This is a genomic window from Streptomyces aurantiacus (assembly GCF_001418335.1).
Classification (GTDB): Bacteria; Actinomycetota; Actinomycetes; order Streptomycetales; family Streptomycetaceae; genus Streptomyces; species Streptomyces aurantiacus.
In genome coordinates this window covers 1-20,452 of record NZ_LIPP01000186.1, presented here as the reverse complement: position 1 = coordinate 20,452, position 20,452 = coordinate 1, and the positions used below count along the sequence as shown (strand labels likewise).

General features: G+C 70.1%; 25 protein-coding genes. 19 read left to right on the top strand and 6 right to left on the bottom strand.

What is annotated here, in order from left to right; translation table 11 throughout:
* Positions 1–55: 55 nt before the first annotated feature.
* The gene (gene ccsB / locus AOK01_RS24145) at positions 56–1,219 is read left to right on the top strand and encodes a c-type cytochrome biogenesis protein CcsB (protein WP_079103699.1); all 1,164 of its coding nucleotides are present in this window, start codon (positions 56–58) and stop codon (positions 1,217–1,219) included.
* Here the strand turns inward: ccsB and AOK01_RS24140 are convergent.
* The gene (locus tag AOK01_RS24140; protein ID WP_055515130.1) at positions 1,204–2,205 is read right to left on the bottom strand and encodes an isopenicillin N synthase family dioxygenase; all 1,002 of its coding nucleotides are present in this window, start codon (positions 2,203–2,205) and stop codon (positions 1,204–1,206) included. The two genes, ccsB and AOK01_RS24140, sit on opposite strands and share 16 nt — an antisense overlap.
* Positions 2,206–2,344: 139 nt before the next feature.
* Positions 2,345–3,139, bottom strand: coding sequence for a VOC family protein (locus AOK01_RS24135; protein WP_055515128.1), 795 nt, complete (start codon positions 3,137–3,139; stop codon positions 2,345–2,347).
* Positions 3,140–3,420: 281 nt separating this feature from the next.
* On the opposite strand from AOK01_RS24135, the gene AOK01_RS24130 reads away from it, so the two are divergent.
* The 4 genes from AOK01_RS24130 to AOK01_RS45325 all read left to right on the top strand — a co-directional run bounded on the left by AOK01_RS24130 (position 3,421) and on the right by AOK01_RS45325 (position 5,605).
* Positions 3,421–3,783 (top strand): hypothetical protein, encoded by a 363-nt coding sequence (locus tag AOK01_RS24130; RefSeq protein WP_055515126.1) that lies wholly within the window; start codon positions 3,421–3,423, stop codon positions 3,781–3,783.
* Positions 3,784–3,833: 50 nt separating this feature from the next.
* Positions 3,834–4,442, top strand: a complete 609-nt coding sequence (locus AOK01_RS24125) for a class F sortase (RefSeq protein WP_055515134.1) — start codon at positions 3,834–3,836, stop codon at positions 4,440–4,442.
* 166 nt (positions 4,443–4,608) lie between these two features.
* Complete coding sequence (locus AOK01_RS24120; RefSeq protein WP_055515125.1) at positions 4,609–5,100, top strand: RNA polymerase sigma factor; 492 nt, start codon at positions 4,609–4,611, stop codon at positions 5,098–5,100.
* A complete protein-coding gene (locus AOK01_RS45325; protein ID WP_055515123.1) occupies positions 5,084–5,605 on the top strand; it encodes a hypothetical protein in 522 nt (173 codons plus the stop codon). Before AOK01_RS24120 ends, AOK01_RS45325 begins: the two co-directional genes overlap by 17 nt.
* Before the next feature lie 30 nt (positions 5,606–5,635).
* Here AOK01_RS45325 and AOK01_RS24110 read toward each other — a convergent pair whose 3' ends face one another.
* Entirely contained in the window at positions 5,636–6,097 is a 462-nt protein-coding gene (locus tag AOK01_RS24110; protein ID WP_055515121.1) for a PLD nuclease N-terminal domain-containing protein, read from the bottom strand.
* Between the two features lie 98 nt (positions 6,098–6,195).
* Between AOK01_RS24110 and AOK01_RS24105 the strand changes: the two genes are divergently transcribed.
* Positions 6,196–7,656 carry a menaquinone biosynthesis decarboxylase gene (locus tag AOK01_RS24105; RefSeq protein ID WP_055515120.1) on the top strand — a complete coding sequence of 487 codons (1,461 nt, stop codon included), beginning with the start codon at positions 6,196–6,198 and terminating at the stop codon, positions 7,654–7,656.
* Positions 7,653–8,555, top strand: coding sequence for a menaquinone biosynthesis prenyltransferase MqnP (gene mqnP, locus AOK01_RS24100; protein WP_055515118.1), 903 nt, complete (start codon positions 7,653–7,655; stop codon positions 8,553–8,555). The genes AOK01_RS24105 and mqnP overlap by 4 nt, the downstream gene beginning before the upstream one ends.
* A gap of 18 nt (positions 8,556–8,573) precedes the next feature.
* Here mqnP and AOK01_RS24095 read toward each other — a convergent pair whose 3' ends face one another.
* Positions 8,574–8,849: a GntR family transcriptional regulator gene (locus tag AOK01_RS24095; RefSeq protein WP_063792852.1), complete on the bottom strand. Its 276-nt coding sequence runs from the start codon at positions 8,847–8,849 to the stop codon at positions 8,574–8,576.
* A 150-nt stretch (positions 8,850–8,999) separates the two neighbouring features.
* Between AOK01_RS24095 and AOK01_RS24090 the strand changes: the two genes are divergently transcribed.
* The 9 genes from AOK01_RS24090 to AOK01_RS24050 all read left to right on the top strand — a co-directional run bounded on the left by AOK01_RS24090 (position 9,000) and on the right by AOK01_RS24050 (position 14,722).
* The gene (locus AOK01_RS24090) at positions 9,000–9,272 is read left to right on the top strand and encodes a hypothetical protein (protein WP_055515116.1); all 273 of its coding nucleotides are present in this window, start codon (positions 9,000–9,002) and stop codon (positions 9,270–9,272) included.
* A complete protein-coding gene (locus AOK01_RS24085) occupies positions 9,269–9,571 on the top strand; it encodes a hypothetical protein (RefSeq protein WP_055515114.1) in 303 nt (100 codons plus the stop codon). Before AOK01_RS24090 ends, AOK01_RS24085 begins: the two co-directional genes overlap by 4 nt.
* A 100-nt stretch (positions 9,572–9,671) precedes the next feature.
* Positions 9,672–10,244: a Uma2 family endonuclease gene (locus AOK01_RS24080; RefSeq protein ID WP_055515112.1), complete on the top strand. Its 573-nt coding sequence runs from the start codon at positions 9,672–9,674 to the stop codon at positions 10,242–10,244.
* A gap of 31 nt (positions 10,245–10,275) precedes the next feature.
* Positions 10,276–10,950: a UbiX family flavin prenyltransferase gene (locus AOK01_RS24075; protein WP_079103698.1), complete on the top strand. Its 675-nt coding sequence runs from the start codon at positions 10,276–10,278 to the stop codon at positions 10,948–10,950.
* Between the two features lie 85 nt (positions 10,951–11,035).
* A complete protein-coding gene (locus AOK01_RS24070; RefSeq protein ID WP_055515109.1) occupies positions 11,036–11,491 on the top strand; it encodes an Lrp/AsnC family transcriptional regulator in 456 nt (151 codons plus the stop codon).
* 94 nt (positions 11,492–11,585) lie between these two features.
* Positions 11,586–12,749 carry an aminofutalosine synthase MqnE gene (gene mqnE, locus AOK01_RS24065; protein ID WP_055515107.1) on the top strand — a complete coding sequence of 388 codons (1,164 nt, stop codon included), beginning with the start codon at positions 11,586–11,588 and terminating at the stop codon, positions 12,747–12,749.
* Positions 12,750–12,960: 211 nt separating this feature from the next.
* Positions 12,961–13,494 (top strand): GNAT family N-acetyltransferase, encoded by a 534-nt coding sequence (locus AOK01_RS24060; protein WP_055515105.1) that lies wholly within the window; start codon positions 12,961–12,963, stop codon positions 13,492–13,494.
* A 158-nt stretch (positions 13,495–13,652) separates the two neighbouring features.
* Positions 13,653–13,955 (top strand): DUF4229 domain-containing protein, encoded by a 303-nt coding sequence (locus tag AOK01_RS24055; RefSeq protein WP_055515103.1) that lies wholly within the window; start codon positions 13,653–13,655, stop codon positions 13,953–13,955.
* A gap of 104 nt (positions 13,956–14,059) precedes the next feature.
* Positions 14,060–14,722, top strand: coding sequence for a TetR/AcrR family transcriptional regulator (locus AOK01_RS24050; protein WP_055515101.1), 663 nt, complete (start codon positions 14,060–14,062; stop codon positions 14,720–14,722).
* A gap of 52 nt (positions 14,723–14,774) precedes the next feature.
* On the opposite strand, the gene AOK01_RS24045 is transcribed toward AOK01_RS24050, so the two are convergent.
* The gene (locus AOK01_RS24045; protein WP_055515100.1) at positions 14,775–15,713 is read right to left on the bottom strand and encodes a MaoC/PaaZ C-terminal domain-containing protein; all 939 of its coding nucleotides are present in this window, start codon (positions 15,711–15,713) and stop codon (positions 14,775–14,777) included.
* A gap of 214 nt (positions 15,714–15,927) precedes the next feature.
* Between AOK01_RS24045 and AOK01_RS24040 the strand changes: the two genes are divergently transcribed.
* Complete coding sequence (locus AOK01_RS24040) at positions 15,928–17,844, top strand: AMP-dependent synthetase/ligase (RefSeq protein ID WP_055515099.1); 1,917 nt, start codon at positions 15,928–15,930, stop codon at positions 17,842–17,844.
* Between the two features lie 153 nt (positions 17,845–17,997).
* Here the strand turns inward: AOK01_RS24040 and AOK01_RS24035 are convergent, their stop codons facing one another.
* Positions 17,998–18,201 (bottom strand): cold-shock protein, encoded by a 204-nt coding sequence (locus tag AOK01_RS24035; RefSeq protein ID WP_033319512.1) that lies wholly within the window; start codon positions 18,199–18,201, stop codon positions 17,998–18,000.
* Positions 18,202–18,582: 381 nt separating this feature from the next.
* Here AOK01_RS24035 and AOK01_RS24030 point away from each other — a divergent pair, with 381 nt between their 5' ends.
* Positions 18,583–19,464 (top strand): menaquinone biosynthetic enzyme MqnA/MqnD family protein, encoded by an 882-nt coding sequence (locus AOK01_RS24030; protein ID WP_055515097.1) that lies wholly within the window; start codon positions 18,583–18,585, stop codon positions 19,462–19,464.
* Between the two features lie 134 nt (positions 19,465–19,598).
* Positions 19,599–20,452 (top strand): serine/threonine-protein kinase (locus tag AOK01_RS24025; protein WP_157871468.1); only part of this gene is annotated, 854 nt, incomplete at its 3' end.

The following is a 20,452-nucleotide window of genomic DNA, read 5'->3' as shown; positions in this document are numbered from 1 at the left end:
CTCCCGAACCCACCCCCGAACCCCCCGCCGTACCTGCCGAAGGGGCTGAGACCAGATGACTCTCGCCGCCGCAACCGATCTCGCCGCCGCGACCGACCTGGCCACCGCGACGACCGACCTCGCCGCCGCGACCAACGAGCACCTCGCGAACGTCAGCAACACGCTGATCTACTCCGCGATGGCCGTCTACACGCTGGCCTTCTTCGCGTACATCGCCGAATGGCTGCTCGGCAGCCGCAGCAAGGTCGGCCGTACGGCCGCCGCGCTGACCGCCGCCGGCCAGGAGGGCAAGGAAGGCAAAGGCGCCAAGAAGGCCGGGGCCCCCGCGGTCACCGTGCAGAACGCCGGCGGCACCGCCGTGCTGGAGCGGCCCAAGGTCGTCACGCGGGCCGCGGCCGGCGCGCGGGACGTGCCGGACGGACCCGGCGCGCACGGCGGGGACGAGCAGGGGGACCTCTACGGGCGCATCGCCATCTCCCTCACCGTGCTCGCCTTCCTCATCGCGTTCGGCGGCGTGCTCGCCCGCGCCCTGTCGGTGCAGCGGGCGCCGTGGGGCAACATGTACGAGTTCAACATCACCTTCTCCACCGTCGCCGTCGGTGTGTACCTCGCGCTCCTCGCGATGAAGAAGAACGTCCGCTGGATGGGCCTCTTCCTGGTGACCACGGTCCTGCTCGACCTCGGCCTCGCCGTCACGGTCCTGTACACCGCCAGCGACCAGCTCGTGCCCGCCCTCCACTCGTACTGGCTCTACATCCACGTCTCCACGGCGATCTTCTGCGGCGCGGTCTTCTACGTGGGCGCCGTCGGCACGCTCCTGTACCTCTTCAAGGACTCGTACGAGAACAAGCTCGCGACCGGCGGCAAGCCGGGCCGTTTCGCGACCTCCGTCCTTGAGCGGTTGCCCGCCTCGGCGTCGCTCGACAAGTTCTCGTACCGCGTGAACGCCGCCGTCTTCCCGCTGTGGACGTTCACGATCATCGCCGGTGCCATCTGGGCGGGCGACGCGTGGGGCCGCTACTGGGGCTGGGACCCCAAGGAGACCTGGTCCTTCATCACCTGGGTCGCCTACGCCACCTACCTGCACGCCCGCGCCACGGCCGGCTGGAAGGGCCGCAAGGCCGCGTACATCGCGCTCATCGCCTTCGCCTGCTGGCTGTTCAACTACTACGGCGTGAACATCTTCGTCACCGGCAAGCACTCCTACGCCGGGGTCTGAGGCTCCACCGTGATCGAGTCGAGTTTCGCCCGCAGGTACACGTGGGAGTCGACGGGTTCGTACGCCACCCGTCCCACCGGGGCCGGAACCGACTCGACGCGGGTGCCCGGTGTGCACTCGCCGAAGTAGACGAGGGACATCAGCTCCTCGGTGGGTGCGTCGGCCGGCGGGGGCAGCACGCGGTGGCGGCCCGAACGCCAGCGGTCGCCGGTCCAACGGGCCATCAGATCACCGATGTTGACGGTGAACGCGGCCGGGTCGAAGGGCGCGTCCTCCCAGCCGCCCTCGTCCGTGTAGACCTGCAGCCCGCCCTTGCCGGCCTGCCGGTCGAGGATGGTGACCGTGCCGAAGTCGGTGTGGGGGCCGATACGGAACTGGCCCTCCGCGGGCTCCCCGACGACCTCGATGCCCGGGTACCAGTTGATGTTGAAGCCGTACGTCGGATGATCCATGTGCCGGGTGAAGAAGTCGGGTGCCATGCCCAGCGCCTCACCGAGCAGGGCGAGGAGATGGTTCTCCAGCTCGCCCATCCGCGCCAGGTACTCCTCGCACAGGGCCTGGAGGCCGGGCGCCTGCGCGGGCCAGACGTTCGGCGCGTACCACTCCGTGTTGGTCGTCGGGTCGTCGAACGGCTCGTGCGTCGCGAAGGTCAGGGACTCCTTCAGGTCGGGCGGGGTCCGCGTGCCCTCCGAGTAGCCGTTGGCCTCGGCGCCCGGCCCGAGCCAGCCCCGGCCGCCGACCTTCACCGCGTACGGCTCCTTGGCCTCGGCGGGCAGCAGGAAGAAGGCGCGGGCCGCCGCCCGGACGCCCGCGCGCAGGGCCGGATCGACGCCGTGACCGGTCACCAGCAGGAACCCGGCGATCCGCAGCGCGTCGTCGACCGTACGGGCGATCCGGGTACGGGCCTCGGGGTCGCCGGAGAGCCACGGCCTCAGGTCGATGGTCGGGATGCGGGGGCTGTTGGGGTTTACGGCGTCATCATTCACCGAATTCACCGATGTCCTCGTTCCGGAGTGCCGGGTTGTCGTCGACGGGGGCAACGTCCGGAACGTACCCGTCGAACGGCGCGAACGTGCGCGACGCGCACACCCGGATACGGGCGGGGGCGACCGAAGCCGCGGGTGCTCAGAGCCTCCTGATGACCGAGAACTCCACACCGAAGGGGTCGGTGACGGTGGCCATACGGCCGTAGGGGGTGTCCTCCGGTGCGCCCGCGGTGCCGCCGGCCGCGATGGCACGGTGGACCACCGCGTCCGTGTCGGCCACCTCGAAGGTGGTCGCCCAGGCCGAGGACCGGGCGGCCGGGGATCCGAAGATCCCACCGATCTCGTGGCCGTCCCCGCGCCGCAGGAAGGTGAAATCGAGGTCCGGGAGCGTCTCGTTGCGGTCGAGGGTGTAGCCGAACACGGCGGTGTAGAAGTCCCGGGCCGGCCCGGGATCCGGTGTGACCAGGTCGTTGCGGACCAGCGAGTCGGGCTCGTTGACGACCTCACAGCCGAGGTGCGTACGCCCCTCCCAGAGCCCGAAGCGGGCCCCGACCGCGTCTTCGGCGACGGCCGCGCGGCCCAGATCCCCGATGTCCGTCGGCGGCTCGATCAGCGAACCGCCCGCCTCCTCGACCCGCCGGGCGGCGCCGTCGCAGTCCGCGGTGGCGAAGTACATGGTCCAGCCCGAGCCGGAATCCGAACCGGAGCCCGTGATGGCCGGGGCCTGTGCAATGGCCGCGACCGGCTTGCCGCGCAGCAGACACACCGTGCCCAGGCCCGAACCGCCGGCCGCGTCCGGACCGCCCGCCGCTCCCGAGGAGTACTCCCAGCGGAAGAGCGCGCCGTAGAACGCCGACGCGCGGTCCAGGTCGGGCACACGGAGGTCGATCCACGTGGGCGTACCGTCCGGCTGATTGCTGGTGACATGGCTCATCGGGCACTCCAGGTGATGGGGCAACGGTGAATCCGTTCCCGACCGACGGTAGGAGCCATATAGGACAGAGCTCGTCCTGGAGCCGGACAACGAACGGTGCCGACAGCGAGCAGTGCGGTGCGGTGCGGCGCGGCGCCTCGCGCGGCCGTCGCCGTACGCGTCCGAGGGCTTTGCCAGTTCTTTACAACCTGGTCCGCCGCTGCCTCGTCTCTCCGCTCGATCCGTAACGCAGCCGTCCGCCGCGTCACTTGTGCGGGCGGACCGATGAGAGAGAGCACTTCATGCGCCGAACTGTCCTCAGCGCCCTGGCACTTGCGTGCACCGCCGTGCTGGCGAGCACGGTCCCCGCGTTCGCCGACGGGACGTCTCCGTCTCCTGGCACCGCCACGGAGGCCCCGAGCACCGCACCGTCCGACGCCCCCACCTCGGCCGAGCCCAAGCCCGCGACCCCCGAACCGAGCACCGGGGGTTCAAAGGCGCCGGCCGAGGTCTCCGTCGTACCGAGCGGAGCGCCCGACACCGGTGAGGGGTCGTCGGAGTCCGGTGGCCAGGGCGGCCTGATCGGCGGAAGCGCCGCCGCGGTGTTCGTGCTGGGCGGCGCGGCGGTCTACGTCGTACGCCGTCGGCAGGCGACCGGAGCGTGACACCGCCCTCCGGGCGCGGGCCCTCCAGGCGCGTCTTCGTCACCGCGGCGATGGCCACCCTGCTCGTGGGCTGCGGCGGGGGCGGGAGCGGAGACGCGGACGGCAAGGCCGACGGAGCCGGCACCGCTCGTGGCGAGAGCACGCCACCGCCTTCGGGTTCCGCCGGGAACGGGAAGACACCGCAGGCCTCCGGGCAGGCGGGGCACGCCCTCGGGCGCTCGGTCCCCGTTGCACTGCGTATTCCCGCCATCGAGGTCGACACCCCGGTCATGCGGCTGGGGCTGGCCTCGGACGGCAGCGTGCAGGTGCCTCCGATCGAGGCCGACGACCGCGCGGGCTGGTACCAGCACTCGCCGACACCGGGCCAGGTGGGCCCTTCGGTGATCCTCGGCCATGTCACGGTCGGTGACTACGGGGACGGTGTCTTCCGTCGTCTCTCGCGGCTGCGGCGGGGCGAGGAGATCGTGGTGCGCCTGGAGAACGGCAAGGACGCCCGGTTCACCGTCAGTGACGTACGCACGGTCGCCCAGGCGGAGTTCCCGACGGACGACGTCTACGGGGACGTGGGCCGTCCCGAGCTGCGGCTCATCACGTGCGGGGGCCCTCGCAGCGGCGACGGGTACCGCGACAGCGTGATCGTCTTCGCCGAACTGAGCTGAGGTGAGGTGAGCTGAGGTGAGCTGAGCACCTTGGGCAGCCTTTGACCCACTCCGGATTCCGGGCCGGTGGAACCGTACGCCGACGGCCCGGGATCCTCCCTCATGACATCCAGGGAGTTCGAGTTCCCGCGGAGTCCCACGAGGGTCATCACGACCATGGAGAGCGTTGAAACGGTCACGCGAGGAGGCAGCGACCGAGCTGTTCGCTGCCCTCTACCCGCGACTCGCCGGCTGGTGCCGCCGCCTGGTCGACGACGACGAGACCGCCCACGAGGTCGCCTCGGAGGCGTTCACCCGGCTGTGGGCCCGCTGGACCTCCGTGGCGGAGCCTCGCGGCTTCCTCTACGTCACCGCGGCCAACCTCGTCCGGGACCACTGGCGCAAGCTGGAACGGGAACGCAGAGCGGTGCACCGCGCGACGGTCGAGGCCGCCGTCCGGCCGGAGAACGAACAGGCCGACCCGTCGGTGCGCCTGCTCGTGCAGTCCCTGCCGGAACGGCTGCGCGTGCCGATCCTGTTGCACTACTACGCTGACATGCCGATCCGGGAGGTGTCCGCGCTGACCGGGCGCAAGGAAGGAACCGTCAAGGCCGACCTCCACGCGGCCCGAGAACTGCTCCGCGCCCATCTGAGGAGAAGCCTTGATCACACACTCTGACGACGGCCCGGACTTCGAACCCGACGACCCCCTCGCGGTCATCCTGCGGCCCACGTCCGAATACCTCGGCCCGCCGCCGGGCCGGTTCGAGGCGATCCGCCGCGGTGCGGCCCGCCGCAAGCTGCTGCGTGCCGCGGCCGGGGCAGGCCTGCTGTGTGCCGTCACCGCTCTCGTCGCGCTGCCGGTCCGCCTGGCGGCACCCGACCGGCCCGCGTCCCCGACGGTCCCTCTCGCTCCGCCGCCCGCGAGCAGTCCTCCGGCCACGTCCACCCCGCCACCTACGCCGAAGCCCGCCGAGTCCTACGCCACCGGAACGTCACCGAGCGCGGGCCCCAGCACGCCGACCGGTAGGCCCGCGGACGTCCCCGGCTCGTCGCCGTCGTCGAAGCCGACGCGGACGGAGGCACCGGCCACCCTGCCGAGCCCGACCCCAACGCCCACGTCGAAGTCCCACCAGCCGTCGGTGGCAGGGGACGCGCCCGAGGCGACGCCCAGCAGCGGCTAGGGCTCAGGGCTGACCCGGTTCGCGGCGAACTCAGGACTTCGGCGGCGTCGAGTCGTCAGGCCCATCGCCCGTGCTGCCGCCCGTGCCGCCGCCCTCGCGGCGCTTCAGCTCCTCCTCGCGGCGACGCAGGTCGGCCTCCCAGTCCTTGAGGTGGGAGTCGTCGTCCACCGCGCTCGCGGACTCGTCATCCGCGTCCCCGCTGTCCGAGTCCTTGCCGTCGCTCTTGCCGTCGTCCTTGAGGGACTTGAGGAAGTCGGGGTTGTCGTCGGGTGCGACCCAGCCGCCGTTGCGGCCCGAGGAGGCGTCGCGCGGAGTGCGTACGCGGCCGACGACCAGCCAGGAGATGGAGCCGACGAGCGGAAAGAGCAGCACGAGTATCGCCCAGAGGGGCTTCGGGATGTAGCGGACGTCCTTCTCATCGGTGGTGATGCAGTCGATGAACGCATAGATGCTGAGTGCCAGCGGCACCAGGATCATCAGCACCCGAAGCATGCGGTGGTCCCCCTGCTGTGGAGATGCGTGCGGTGATGGGGCCGGATGAGCGGCCCCCGTTACGGAGCCAGGGTAGCGAGTAGCCGATACTGGGACGCATGGCTTACGACGATCTTCGCTCCCTGCTCCGGGCGCTGGAGCGCGAGGGCGACCTCAAGCGCATCAAGGCAGAGGTGGACCCGTACCTGGAGGTCGGGGAGATCGTCGACCGCGTACAGAAGGCGGGCGGCCCCGCGCTGCTCTTCGAGAACGTGCGCGGGTCGGCGATGCCACTCGCGATGAACGTCTTCGGGACGGACCGCCGCCTCCTCAAATCGCTCGGTCTCAAGTCGTACGACGAGATCAGCGAGAAGATCGGCGGGCTGCTGAGGCCCGAACTGCCGCAGGGCTTCGTCGGGGTGCGCGAGGCCTTCGGGAAACTCGGCGCCATGACGCACGTACCGCCGAAGAAGGTGAAGGCCGACAACGCGCCGGTCCAGGAGGTCGTGCTCCAGGGCGACGACGTCGACCTCGACGCCCTGCCCGCGCTCTTCACCTGGCCGCAGGACGGCGGGTCCTTCTTCAACCTGGGCCTCACCCACACCAAGGACCCCGAGTCCGGCATCCGCAACCTCGGGCTCTACCGCCTCCAGCGCCACGACAAGCGCACCATCGGCATGCACTGGCAGATCCACAAGGACAGCCGCAACCACTACCAGGTGGCGGCGAGGAGGGGCGAGCGCCTCCCGGTCGCGATCGCCTTCGGCTGCCCGCCGGCCGTGACGTACGCCTCGACGGCACCCCTTCCCGGTGACATCGACGAGTACCTCTTCGCCGGGTTCGTCCAGGGCAGGCGGATCGAGATGGTGGACTGCAAGACGGTGCCGCTGCAGGTGCCGGCGCAGGCCGAGGTCGTACTGGAGGGCTGGCTGGAGCCGGGCGAGATGCTTCCGGAGGGTCCCTTCGGCGACCACACCGGTTTCTACACGCCGCAGGAGCCGTTCCCCGCGCTCACCATCGACTGCGTCACGATGCGCAAGCGCCCGCTGCTCCAGTCGATCGTGGTCGGCCGCCCGCCGACGGAGGACGGCCCGCTGGGCCGCGCGACCGAGCGCTTCTTCCTCCCCCTCCTCAAGATCATCGTGCCGGACATCGTGGACTACCACCTCCCCGAGGCGGGCGGCTTCCACAACTGCGCGATCGTCGCGATCGACAAGAAGTACCCGAAGCACGCGCAGAAGGTGATGCACGCCGTGTGGGGCGCCCACATGATGTCGCTGACCAAGCTGATCGTGGTCGTCGACGCCGACTGCGACGTCCACGACCTGCACGAGGTGGCCTGGCGCGCGCTGGGCAACACGGACTACTCCCGTGACCTCAGCATCGTCGAGGGACCGGTCGACCACCTCGACCACTCCTCGTACCAGCAGTTCTGGGGCGGCAAGGCAGGCATCGACGCCACGAAGAAGTGGCCCGAGGAGGGCTACACCCGGGACGGCGGCTGGCCCGAGATGGTCCTCTCGGACCCGGATACGGCGGCGAAGGTCGACCGCCGTTGGAAGGAGTACGGACTCTCGTGAGCAGCGCATCGGCCGCCATCCCACAGCCCGGCCGCACCAAGGCGTTTCTGCGCCTCGTCATGATCGAGCACTCCGTCTTCGCGCTGCCGTTCGCGTACATCGCGGCGCTGACGGCCATGTTCCTGACGGACGGCAACGTCCAATGGGGCCGGCTGCTCCTGGTGACCGTCGCCATGGTCGGGCTGCGCACCTTCGCCATGGCCGCGAACCGGATCATCGACCGGGAGATCGACGCCCGCAATCCCCGTACGGCCCACCGCGAGCTGGTCACCGGTGCCATGTCGGTGAAGCACGCCTGGACGGGCGCGCTGGTGGCCGTGGTCTTCTTCCTCGGTGCGGCGGCCCTGCTCAACCCGCTCTGCCTGGCACTGGCCCCCATCGCGGTGATCCCGATGGTGGTCTACCCGTACGGCAAGCGGTTCACGAACTTCCCGCAGGCCATCCTCGGTCTCGCGCAGGCGATGGGCCCCATCGGCGGCTGGCTGGCGATCACCGGTGAGTGGTCGTGGGACGCCGTGATCCTCGGCCTCGCGGTCGGGGTCTGGATCGGCGGCTTCGACCTGATCTACGCCTGCCAGGACGTGAAGACGGACCGGGAGATCGGCGTCATGTCGGTGCCGGCGCGCTTCGGCATCCCGGCGGCGATCTGGGGCGCCCGCGGGTGCCACGCGGTCACGACCGCGCTCTTCGTCTGGTTCGCACTGGCCACGGACGCGGGCGCGTTCTTCTGGCTGGGCCTGCTGATCGTCGCGGGCGCGTTCCTCTACGAGCATTCGATCGTCCGCCCCCACGACCTGACCAGGGTGAACCGCGCCTTCTTCCAGGTCAACGGCTTCATCGGCATCGCACTGTTCGTGTGCGCACTGCTGGACCTGCTGGTGCGGGGCCTTACGGTCTAGCCGGCGGTTTCCTGAGACTCAGCCCGCGTCGGCTTGGTCGGCGCGGGCCTTCTTGATGAGGGCGGGGGCGTCGGGGGAGACGAAGGAGCCCATGCCGATCTCCGTATAGACCAGGCCCTCCTTCTTCAGGCCCACATTCACCTTGGCCGCGGTCGCCGTGGCGATGCCGAACTCCGCGACGATCGCCTGTACCGCCGGCACGCGGCTGCGCGGCGGATAGGTGCCGTCTTCGATACGGCTACGGATCACGGCTGCCACTTGGCGCCACCTGGGTACGTCCGGCTCGAACTCCATCCACCCATAGTGTTCTAGGTATGCCATGGTAATCGATCTCTAGTTCACCCTAGAATTCTGTATATTTCTTGCGCTAGGTTGAGCAGACAAAGCCCCGGCGACGGCTGTAACCGTCCCGGGGCACGGCACCAGCTTCAGAGGAGCTGACGCATGTCCGACCTTATCCCTGCCATCCCCCTCGTACTGCCCTGGCTGAGCATTCAGCTCGCCTCCCTCGGCGTACTGCTGTTCCTGGCGCGGACATCGGCGCCCGCGAGGGGCGGCGGTGGCCGGCACCGCAAGGGGGACCCGGTGCCCCGCAGCCACGTCCTCCAGCGCACCTCGCGCAGAGCTGAGGTGCCGCTCGACGGGAGCGCGTCCCGCCTCGCGCGCCCCTATCTGCCCCGGGAGATCTACGTGTCCCACGAGGCGGCGGCCGCATGAGCGCGGAGAGGTCGGAGAGGGCGGAGGGAATCGACGGAGTCGAGGCGCTCCGGCCGCTGCCCTGGCCGGACGCGGACGGCAGGACCGCGTACGTCGTCGCGGACCCGGGGCGCCCGGGACCGGTCTCCCGGCGGGCGGACGTGGTCGAGGCCACGCAACTGGACATGGCGGCCGTGCTGCTCGGCCACGCCCGCGAGCTGGCAGGCGAGGCGGGCCCCATGGAGCTACGCCACCTGGTGGCGGAACTGACGCAGGCACTCACCGACACCCTGCGCATCGCCTCCGGCGCCCGGCGGTAGGTACGGCGTCCCGGCCTCCGTGGCCACGGCCGGGACGCCGGGTTCCGCCGTTCCGCTACCGTGCTGCCTGCCGTCGAGAGCAGGACCTGGGGAGGCCACCGTGACCGTCCCGGACGCCGACCGTCCGCACTCGCGGATCGGCGGATCGGAGGACTCGTTTCCCGGCCGGCTGACGGAGATCGTCGAGGGCCGTGTCATGACGAACCCGGTCCAGCCGTTCCACGGGAGGACCATCCAGCGTCTGTGGTCGGACCTGGAAGGCCAATTGCCCTCTGGGTGGGCCGTCGTGAGCGACGTGGCGTTCCCGTTCGACGACGACAACGAGTTCTGTCCCGACCTCGCGGTCATCCCGGCCGAAGCGGAGGACGAGAATCGCAGTGCCTACCCCGCCGACCTGATCGAGCTTGTCGTCGAAGTGGTGTCGCCGAGCAGTGTCCGCCGTGACTACGAGGTCAAGCCCAGCTGGTATGCATCCCGTGGCATCGCCAACTACCTCGTCGTCGACCCGCTCAAGGGACACTGCGTCACGATGTGGAACCCCGGCCCGGACGGCTACCGGGGCCGTGACGTCCTCCCGTACGGCGCCGACCTGACCATCGACTCACCGCTCGGCAAGTTGAGGCTCGACACCGCACGCCTGCCCGTGGACCCGAAGGCGCGCCACCGGTCCTGAGCTCCGGGCGGCCCGCCGGTAGGCTCAGGGTGTGAACGCAGGAGAAACAGAGCGTCGGCCTTGGATCGTGGGGGTGTCCGGCGCGTCCGGAACGCCGTATGCCGCTGCCGTGCTGCGTGCTCTCCTCGCGGCCGGTGAGAGCGTCGACCTCGTCGTCTCGCGGGCCTCGCGGCTCACCCTGCTCGACGAGACCGGCATCAGCTTCCGGGACGCCCACTGGCAGGACGACCTGCGGGAGTGGCTGAGCCGGGGAGCCGACGGCAAGCCCGATACCTTCACGGTCGACGTCGACGACGTACGGCACTGGAGCGCGGGGGACCTGGCGGCGGGGCCGTCCTCCGGCTCGTACCCGGCCAAGGGCATGCTCATCGTGCCCGCCTCCACGGCCTGCGTCGCCGGCGTCGCGCTCGGCCTCTCGAAGGACCTGCTGCAACGCGCCGCGAGCGTCACGCTCAAGGAGCGCCGGCGGCTGGTCGTCGCCGTCCGGGAGACCCCGCTGAACGGTCAGACGCTGCGGCACCTGGTGACGCTCGACGACGCGGGCGCGACCGTACTGCCGGCCTCCCCGGCGTTCTACGCGGGAGCCACGCACATCCAGGACCTGGTGGACTTCGTCGCCGGACGGGTGCTGGACGCGGCGGGCGTCGGACACACGCTCTACCGCCGCTGGGAGGGCGAACTCGGCGGCGGCTCCCGCACCACCTGAACCCAGCGGCATACGAACCCAGTGGCATACGAACACAGCGGTATCCGAACTCCAACAACTCTTCAGCGGAAGGCTATCGATCGCAATGGACGCGGTGGACAGGCAGCTCATCCAGGCTCTCAGGGAGAACGGCCGGGCCTCCTACGCGGAGCTGGGACGCCTCGTCGGACTGTCGGGGCCCAGTGTCACCGACCGCATCAACCGCCTGGAGGCCGCCGGTGTCATCACCGGCTACCGCGCGACGGTCGACTCGGCCTCGCTCGGCCTCGGCGTCATCGCCCTCATCGGCATCTCGCTCTCCGACGCCGCCGACCACGAGGACGTGGCGCGCCGGATGAAGGACCTGCACGAGATCGAGGACTGCTGGTTCATCGCCGGTGACGACTCCTACATGCTCAAGGTGCGGGCGTCCGACGTGGACGGCCTGGAGAGGACCATCCGACGGTTGTCGGGAACCAAGGGCGTCTCCCGGACCCGTACCACCATCGTGCTCTCCACGAAGTGGGAGAACCGGGTGGGCGAGCTGCCCGAGGAGGCGTAGGGCCCCACCCGCCCGAAGGGCGCTGGGCGTACGGTTGCAAGACTTATCGCAGGTCGCAGGTCGCAGGTTGCAGGTCACGAGGAGAGGTACACGCATGGACGTCGGGCTCAAGCGCGAGCTGGAGGACAAGGTCCGGGCCGGTGAGCGGCTGACCCGCGAGGATGGCATCGCGCTCTACGAGTCGGACGACCTGGCCTGGCTGGGCGGGCTCGCCCACGAGGTGCGCACCCGTATGAACGGTGAAGTCGTCCACTTCAACGTCAACCGCCACCTCAACATGACGAACGTGTGCACCGCGTCGTGCGCCTACTGCTCGTTCCAGCGGAAGCCGGGCGAGAAGGACGCGTACACGATGCGCATCGAGGAGGCCGTCCGGCTCGCCAAGGCGATGGAGGGCGACAGTCTCACCGAGCTGCACATCGTCAACGGGCTGCACCCGAACCTGCCGTGGCGCTACTACCCGCGGTCGCTGAGCGAGCTGAAGAAGGCCCTGCCGGACGTCTCCCTGAAGGCCTTCACCGCCACGGAGATCCACCACTTCGAGACGATCTCCGGGCTCAGCGCCTCCGAGATCCTCGACGAGTTGATCGACGCGGGTCTTGAGTCCCTGACCGGCGGCGGCGCGGAGATCTTCGACTGGGAGGTCAGGCAGCACATCGTCGACCACCGCACCCACTGGGAGGACTGGTCGCGCATCCACCGGCTCGCGCACGAGAAGGGTCTGAAGACCCCGTGCACGATGCTGTACGGCCACATCGAGGAGCCCCGCCACCGCGTCGATCATGTCCTGCGCCTGCGCGAACTCCAGGACGAGACCGGCGGCTTCCAGGTCTTCATCCCGCTGCGCTACCAGCACGACTTCGTGGACATGAAGGACGGCAAGGTCCGCAACCGCCTCCAGGCGCGTACGCAGATGGCGACGGGCGCCGAGGCCCTGAAGACCTTCGCGGTCTCCCGGCTCCTCTTCGACAACGTGCCGCACGTCAAGGTCTTCTGGGTCATGCACGGCGTCCAGACCGCCCAACTCGCGCTCCAGCACGGCGCCGACGACATGGACGGCTCGGTCGTCGAGTACAAGATCACCCACGACGCCGACAACTACGGCACGCCGAACAAACTGACCCGCGAGGACCTGCTCGACCTGATCCGCGACGCCGGGTTCCGCCCGGTCGAGCGGAACACCCGGTACGAGATCATCCGCGAGTACGAGGGCCCGGCGACGGACCGCAGGGACACCCCGCAGGCGATGCGCCTCTGAGCTCCGCTTCCGGGTCATGACTACGGGGGACTACGGGGGACCACGGGGGGACTACGGCGTCCGGCGGTCCTGGGCACGTCGCGGTGCGCGCCGGCCCGGGTCACCTGGGCCCGTGAGTGACGCACAGAGCGCGAGCGGCGGCGTCGAGCGCCTTGAGTCATGGCTGAACAGCCACTTGAGTCGCAGCCGGGGTAATAGCTAACATCGCCGAATGGCCATTACCTTCGAGCTCGACCCCTCCGTCGATCCCGACCTGCGCGACGGCATCGTCAGGCTGTGGACCGACGTGTCCAACGCGGGCGGCTCCGTCGGCTTCGTACCCCCCGTCTCGCACGAGACGGTGCGACCGGAACTCATGAAGCACCTCGTCGCGATGGCCGAGGGCCGCACCCGGCTCCTGATCGGCCGCGACGAGGACGGCTCCGTCGCGGCGACCGCCTTCCTCGCCCACAACACCCACCGCCTGATGGCGCACTGGCTGTGGCTCTCCACGGTGATGGTGCACCCGAGGCACCAGGGCAAGGGGTACGGCCGCGACCTGCTCACGGCCGCCGCCGACGCCGCCCGCGGTATCGAGGGCATCGAGGCGGTACGCCTCACCTGCCGCGGCGGCGAGGGTCTCGAACGCTTCTACGGCTCGTGCGGTTACAAGGAGGTCGGCCGCGTACCGGACGCGATCAGGGTGGCGCCGGGCGAGGACCGGGACGACATCACGATGCTGCTGTCGCTGGGCCGCGTCCACTGAGGGACGGCCACTGAGGGACGGCCCAGGGGTGCCTCAGGGGTGCCCCAGGGATGCCCCGGGGGCGGACCACCGCACCACCCCCCTACAAGATCGCGGCACCCCCGTGCTTCACTGGACGGTGCCCTTTGGGAAGTTCGGAACGGGAAGAGTGGATTGAGATGTTCCGCTACACGCTGATGCGCCTAGGTATCCTCGCGGGCTGCCTCGTGGTCGTCTGGGGCCTCGTCTACTCCGGTATCGCCCCGCGCGGCCTCGGTGACTCGAACGGCATGTGGATCGTCATGCTCGCCCTGCTGATCTCGGCGCCCATCAGCTTCGTCGTCCTCCGCAAGGAGCGCGACCGCGCCTCGATGCGGATCGTCGAGCGCGTCGACCGCATGAAGACCAACCTGGAGGCCAACCGCAACCAGGAGGACGCGGTGGCGGACGAGGCGTCGAGGGCCCAGAGCCAGACGTCCTGAACGCGACGCCGAGCCACGCCTCGGCCCCGACGTAACCGCATCCCGGGCCGGGCGCTACCGCCTCGGCCCCGACGCGGTCGCCGGCAGAACATACTCTTTCCTGTATGGGTGCAGTGAAGAGCAAGCGGATGCCTCGTGCCGTGCGCGAACAGCAGATGCTGGACGCCGCCGTACGGACCTTCGGGCAGCGGGGTTACCGCGCCGCGTCGATGGACGAGATAGCCGATCTGGCGGGCGTGTCCAAGCCGTTGGTCTACCTGTACCTGAACTCCAAGGAAGACCTCTTCACCGCGTGCATCCGGCGTGAGGCCGCCGCCCTGACCACGGCCGTACGCGCCGGAGTCCAGCCGGACCTGCCCGCCGACCGCCAACTCTGGGAAGGCCTGCGGGCGTTCTTCACCCACACCGCGCAGAACCCGGACGGCTGGGCGGTGTTGCACCTCCAGGCGCGTACGCACGGGGAGCCGTTCGCCGCCGAGATCACCTCGATGCGCGAGGAGATCGTCGCGTTCGTCACCCAGTTGATCGTGGTCGCGGCGCGGGAGGCCCACCGGGACCCGTCGCTGCCCGAGCGCGAGGTCGCGGGCCTCGCGGAAGCCCTCGTCGGCGCCGCCGAGTCCCTCGCCGCCTGGGCCAACGCCACCCCTGGAGTCTCCGCCCGGCAGGCCGCCGCGACCTTGATGAACTTCGCCTGGGCGGGCCTGGGCGACCTGATGGAGGGCCGCCCCTGGGCACCGGCCCCGGAGGCGACGACAGCGAGACCTTGATGAGAACGGCAGCAGTGAGTCCCTGATGAGAACGGCGACAGCGAGCCCCTGATCAGAGCAGCGGAAGCACCTCTCCCGTCAGGTGCAACCGGCCGCTGATGCCACCGCCGTTGCCACCGCTGTCGCCACTGGCGTTGCCGCCGTTGCCGTTGCCGTCGTCGACCCCGCGCAGCTCGAAGCGGCTGCTCTTCGCCCCGTACGTCACCGTCCCCGGCAGCAGCACCGGCGCCCTGAACTCCGCCCGCAGCAGGGCCGCTTGGGGTGCCCCGTGCTCGGCGAGGCAGCGTGCCACGGTCCACATGCCGTGCGCGATGGCCCGGGGAAAGCCGAACAGCCGGGCGGTGAGCGGGTACAGATGAATCGGATTGCGATCTCCGGACGCGGCCCCGTACCGCCGCCCGACATCCTCCGCGAGCCGCCACTGGGCGAGCACGGGCAACGGCGTACGCCCCGCAGCCGCGCCCCACCCGCCGGTGCTCTCCTGGCTCTTCTGGCTCTCCTGGCTCCCCGGCGTGGTGCGATGGCGTGCCAGATACGTGCTGCGCGACTCCCACACGAGTTCGCCGGCCACCCTCACCTCGGTCACGACGACGGCCTCGGTGCCGTGTCGGTGGGGCCGCAAGTCCTCGACGTACACGGTGAGTTCGTACTCCCCGGTGGCCGTGAGCGCCCGCCGCTGAGTGATCCCCACGGACGTGTGCACCAGTCCGAGCAGCGGCAGCGGGAACGCCCGCTCGCTCATCAGCCGCATGGCCGCCGGGAAGCCGAGCACATGCGGATAGGTCAGGGGCAGCTCGTCCGCCCCGACCCCGAACCCGCAGGCCCGCTCGTACGCGGCGAGCCTGCCCAGGTGGATCCGGACGCCAGGGAGGACCAGGCGGGTACGGGGCGCGGTGACCCCCGTCCGGGGCCGCTTGAACGGCGAGAGCACCGCTCCCCGGGCAAGCAGCGGCCACAGGGGCGGCGAGCTGGTGAGGGTATGGCTGGACATGGCATCCCACTCCTTGCTTACTCTGGAGTAAGGTTACCCTAGGTAATCCGATGTCACAGCCCACCCGTTCGCGCGCGGGCACGCAAAAGGTGAGCAGTCGTCCGAACGGGCACCAACCTCTCACTCTTCCGCACACAAGCACCGCAGTTTCCCAGGTGAACCCGCCACTTCACAGGTCCGTAATGGGAGGAGTACGAAAGTAAGGAGCCAGCCTGTGTCCCGCGATCCCTCTTCCCGCCCCCACCCCGCCCTTCCCGAACCCGAGGTCAGGCGGCTGGACGGGGTCGTACGAGAGGTCTCGGTCCCCCCGCTGATCCTGCCCGTGACCCACGGCTCGCTCGCGGACATCCCCTTCGACAACGCCGACCAGGTGCCGGGCGACCCGGTGCTCAGCCGCAAGGGCCCGGACGGCCGCTGGACGGACGTCACGGCGGCCGAGTTCGCCGACCAGGTGCTCGCGGTCGCCAAGGGGCTGATCGCGGAGGGCCTGATGCCCGGCGACCGGCTCGCCATCATGGCGCGTACGACGTACGAGTGGACGCTGCTCGACTTCGCCGCGTGGGCGGCGGGACTGGTCACCGTGCCCATCTATCCGACCTCGTCCGTCTTCCAGACGCGCTGGATCCTCCAGGACTCGGGCGCGGTGGCGATCGCCGTCGAGCATGTCTCGCAGGCCGCCGCACTCGGCCCGGAACGCGACCGGCTGCCCGACGTGCGGCACATGTGGATCTTCGAGAAGGGGCACACGGAACGCCTCGCCGAGCTGGGCCGGAACGTACCGGACCAGGAGGTCGCCGTACGCCGCGGGGTGCTCGGCCCCGACTCGCTCGCCACGATCATGTACACCTCCGGCACCACGGGGCGCCCCAAGGGCTGCGCGCTGACCCACGGCAACTTCTTCGCCGAGGTCGACAACGCCGTCGAACTGCTCCACCCCGTCTTCAAGTCCACCTTCAAGGAGCCGGCGTCCACGCTCCTCTACCTCCCCCTCTCGCACGTCTTCGGCCGGATGGTCGCCGTCGCCTGCATGCGCGCCCGCGTCCGCCTGGGCCATGCGCCGAGCATCCGTACGGAGGAGCTGCTGGCCGACCTCGCGGGCTTCAGCCCGACCTTCCTCCTGGCCATCCCGTACGTGCTGGAGAAGGTCTACAACACCGGCCGCGCGACCGCCGAGAAGATGGGCCGCGCCGCCTCGTTCGACCGCGCCGCCCGGGTGGCGCGCGGCTACGGGGAGGCGCTGGAGGCCCAGCAGCACGGCACGGGCTCAGGGCCTGGCGCGAAACTCAGGGCGGCCCGCGCCCTCTACGACCCCCTCGTCTACCGCCGCATCCGCGCGGCCCTCGGCGGCAAGGTCCGCCAGGTGATCTGCGGCGGCTCCCCGCTCGGCCGCCGCCTCGCCTCCTTCTACGCCGGCGCCGGCATCCAGGTCTACGAGGGCTACGGCCTCACCGAGACCACCGCCGCCGCGACCCTCACCTACCCGCACCGGCCCCGCCTCGGCACGGTCGGCTGGCCGCTGCCCGGCACCCGCGTGCGGGTCGCCCAGGACGGCGAGATCCTGCTGAGCGGCAACCAGGTGTTCCGCGGCTACTGGGACCCGCAGGCGGGCGGGGTGGTCCCGGCGGCCCAGGACGGCTGGTTCGCCACCGGCGACATAGGGGAGCTGGACGACGACGGCTACCTCACGATCACCGGCCGCAAGAGGGACATCCTCATCACCACCAGCGGCAAGAACATCGCCCCCGCGCCGCTGGAGGACTGGCTGCGCGCCCATCCCCTCGTCAACCAGTGCGTCGTCGTCGGCGACAACCGCCCGTACGTCACCGCGCTGGTCACCCTGGACGCCGAGGGCATGGACCACTGGTGCCGGATGACCGGCAAGAGCGGGGTCCCGCTCGCCACGCTGGTCACCGACCCCGACCTCCTCGCCGTGCTCCAGCGGGCGGTCGACGACGCCAACCGCCTGGTCTCCCGCGCCGAGTCCGTCCGCCGCTTCACCGTCCTGCCCCTCAACTTCACGGAGACGGCCGGGCACCTGACACCGACGATGAAGCTCCGCAGGGCGGTGGTGACGCGGGTGTTCGCGCGGGAGATCGAGGAGATGTACGACGGGGAGCTCGGCCAGCTGTAGAACCGGCGGTCGGTAGGACCGGTACGTACAAGGCAGGAGAAGGCAGGTACAAGGCAGGAGCCCCTCCACCTGACGGTGTCGGGGCTCCTTGGGTCTTGCTTCTAGTTCCGGATCAGAGTGTCGGGCTCATGGAGCCAGGACTCAGCCGAAGGATCAGACGGGGGTGACGTTCTCCGCCTGCGGGCCCTTCGGACCCTGGGTCACGTCGAAGGTAACCGCCTGGTTCTCTTCGAGGGAGCGGAATCCGCTCGCGTTGATCGCGGAGTAGTGGACGAAGACGTCCGGGCCGCCGCCTTCCTGGGCGATGAAACCAAAGCCCTTTTCGGCGTTGAACCACTTCACGGTTCCGGTAGCCATAAGCCCTCCTTGGGCCCAAAGGGTTGCCCTGCTCCAGAACCTGCAAGGTGTAAACAAAAGCTTGTAAACAAAACCTTGTAAACAACTGCATTCGTCTGAAAACGACGAGAGCCCGCGGTCACATGCTCCGCAGGCTCTGTACTGCAAGGGAAACCAAACTGCAACTTGCGGACGACCTTACCCACGAGGCCAGCCGAATGCAATAGAGGGCAAGATCACGTCACTCGGAAGTTTGACGGGGTCGCCGAAGGGGCTGACAAAGGGCTGACGTTGAGGTATTACGCGGTGTCACAGGGGTTGACACAACAGGGGAGAGTGGTTTCCGCATCGACTCCGGACCCTGGGGCCTGCACGGTATCCCATGGGGGCTAGCCTCGCGATGTGGACAATTCTCCTGAGTCTCCCGAGGGGCGTCCCGACGCCCGCCGCTCCCGGCCGCGCGTCGGCCACATCCAGTTCCTGAACTGCCTGCCCCTCTACTGGGGGCTCGCGAGAACGGGCACGCTGCTCGACTTCGAGCTCACCAAGGACACCCCGGAGAAGCTCAGCGAGCAGCTCGTACGCGGCGATCTCGACATCGGACCCATCACCCTCGTCGAGTTCCTCAAGCACGCCGACGAACTGGTCGCCTTCCCCGACATCGCGGTGGGCTGCGACGGCCCGGTGATGTCCTGCGTCATCGTCTCCCAGGTCCCGCTGGACCAGCTGGACGGCGCCAGGGTCGCCCTCGGCTCGACCTCCCGTACGTCCGTACGCCTCGCGCAGCTCCTCCTGTCGGAGCGGTACGGCGTCGAGCCGTCCTACTACACCTGCCCGCCCGACCTCAGCCTGATGATGCAGGAGGCCGACGCGGCGGTACTGATCGGCGACGCCGCCCTGCGGGCCAACCTGCTCGACGGCCCGCGCTACGGCCTCGCCGTGCACGACCTGGGCACCCTGTGGAAGGAGTGGACGGGCCTGCCGTTCGTCTTCGCGGTCTGGGCGGCCCGCCGCGACTACCTGGAACGCGAGCCGGTCCTCACCCGCAAGGTCCACGAGGCCTTCCTCTCCTCCCGCGACCTGTCCCTGGAGGAGGTCGGCAAGGTCGCCGAGCAGGCGGCCCGCTGGGAGGCCTTCGACGAGAGCGTCCTGGAGCGCTACTTCACGACGCTCGACTTCCGCTTCGGCGGACCGCAGCTGGAGGCGGTCACGGAGTTCGCGCGCAGGGTGGGCCCCACGACGGGCTTCGCGGCGGACGTGAAGGTCGACCTGCTGCAGCCCTGAGCGAGACGGCTGCCCGAGACGGCTGAGCGAGACGGCTGACCGAGGGCCGTTGGGGACGTGCGGCGCTGCCACTACCCTGCTGGGGCGGTGCCAGGGAGGGATACGGGAGGGATACGGGGGAGGTGCGGGTGGCCATGCGACCGCTCGAAGTCGACGAACCCACGGTCATGGGGCCCTACCGGCTGCTCGGCCGGCTCGGCTCCGGCGGGATGGGCCGCGTGTATCTGGGCCGCAGCGCGGGCGGCCGTACGGTCGCGGTCAAGATCGTGCACCCGCACTTCGCGCTCGACGAGGAGTTCCGCGCCCGGTTCCGGCGTGAGGTGGAGGCGGCCCGGCGGGTGGGCGGCGCGTACACGGCCCCGGTCCTCGACGCCGACCCGGACGCCCCGGTCCCGTGGGTCGCGACCGGCTACGCCGCGGGCCCCACACTGACGGCGGCGGTCACCGACTCCGGCGCCCTCGCGGACCATTCCGTACGGGTCCTGGGCGCCGGACTCGCCGAGGCGCTGTCGGCCGTGCACGGCCTGGACCTGGTCCACCGCGACGTCAAGCCGTCGAACGTACTGCTGACCCTTGACGGGCCGCTGCTCATCGACTTCGGCATCGCCCGCGCGACGGACGGCACGGCGTCCCTCACGGCGACGGGCGTCTCCATCGGCTCGCCCGGTTACATGTCGCCCGAGCAGATTCTCGGCAAGGGGGTCACGGGCGCGGCGGACGTGTTCTCCCTGGGCGCGGTACTGGCGTACGCGGCGACGGGATCGTCCCCGTTCCCCGGCGACTCCTCGGCCTCCCTGCTCTACAAGGTGGTCCACGAGGAGCCCGAACTGGGCGGACTCTCGGGCGAGTTGCGGGAGGTGGTGGCCGGGTGCCTCGCCAAGGACCCGTCCGCCCGCCCGTCCCCGGCATCACTCGCGACGGCCCTCGCCCCGGAGGGAGCGGCCCGGCAGCCATCCCGCCGCCACCAGCCGGGCCGCTCCCTCCGGGG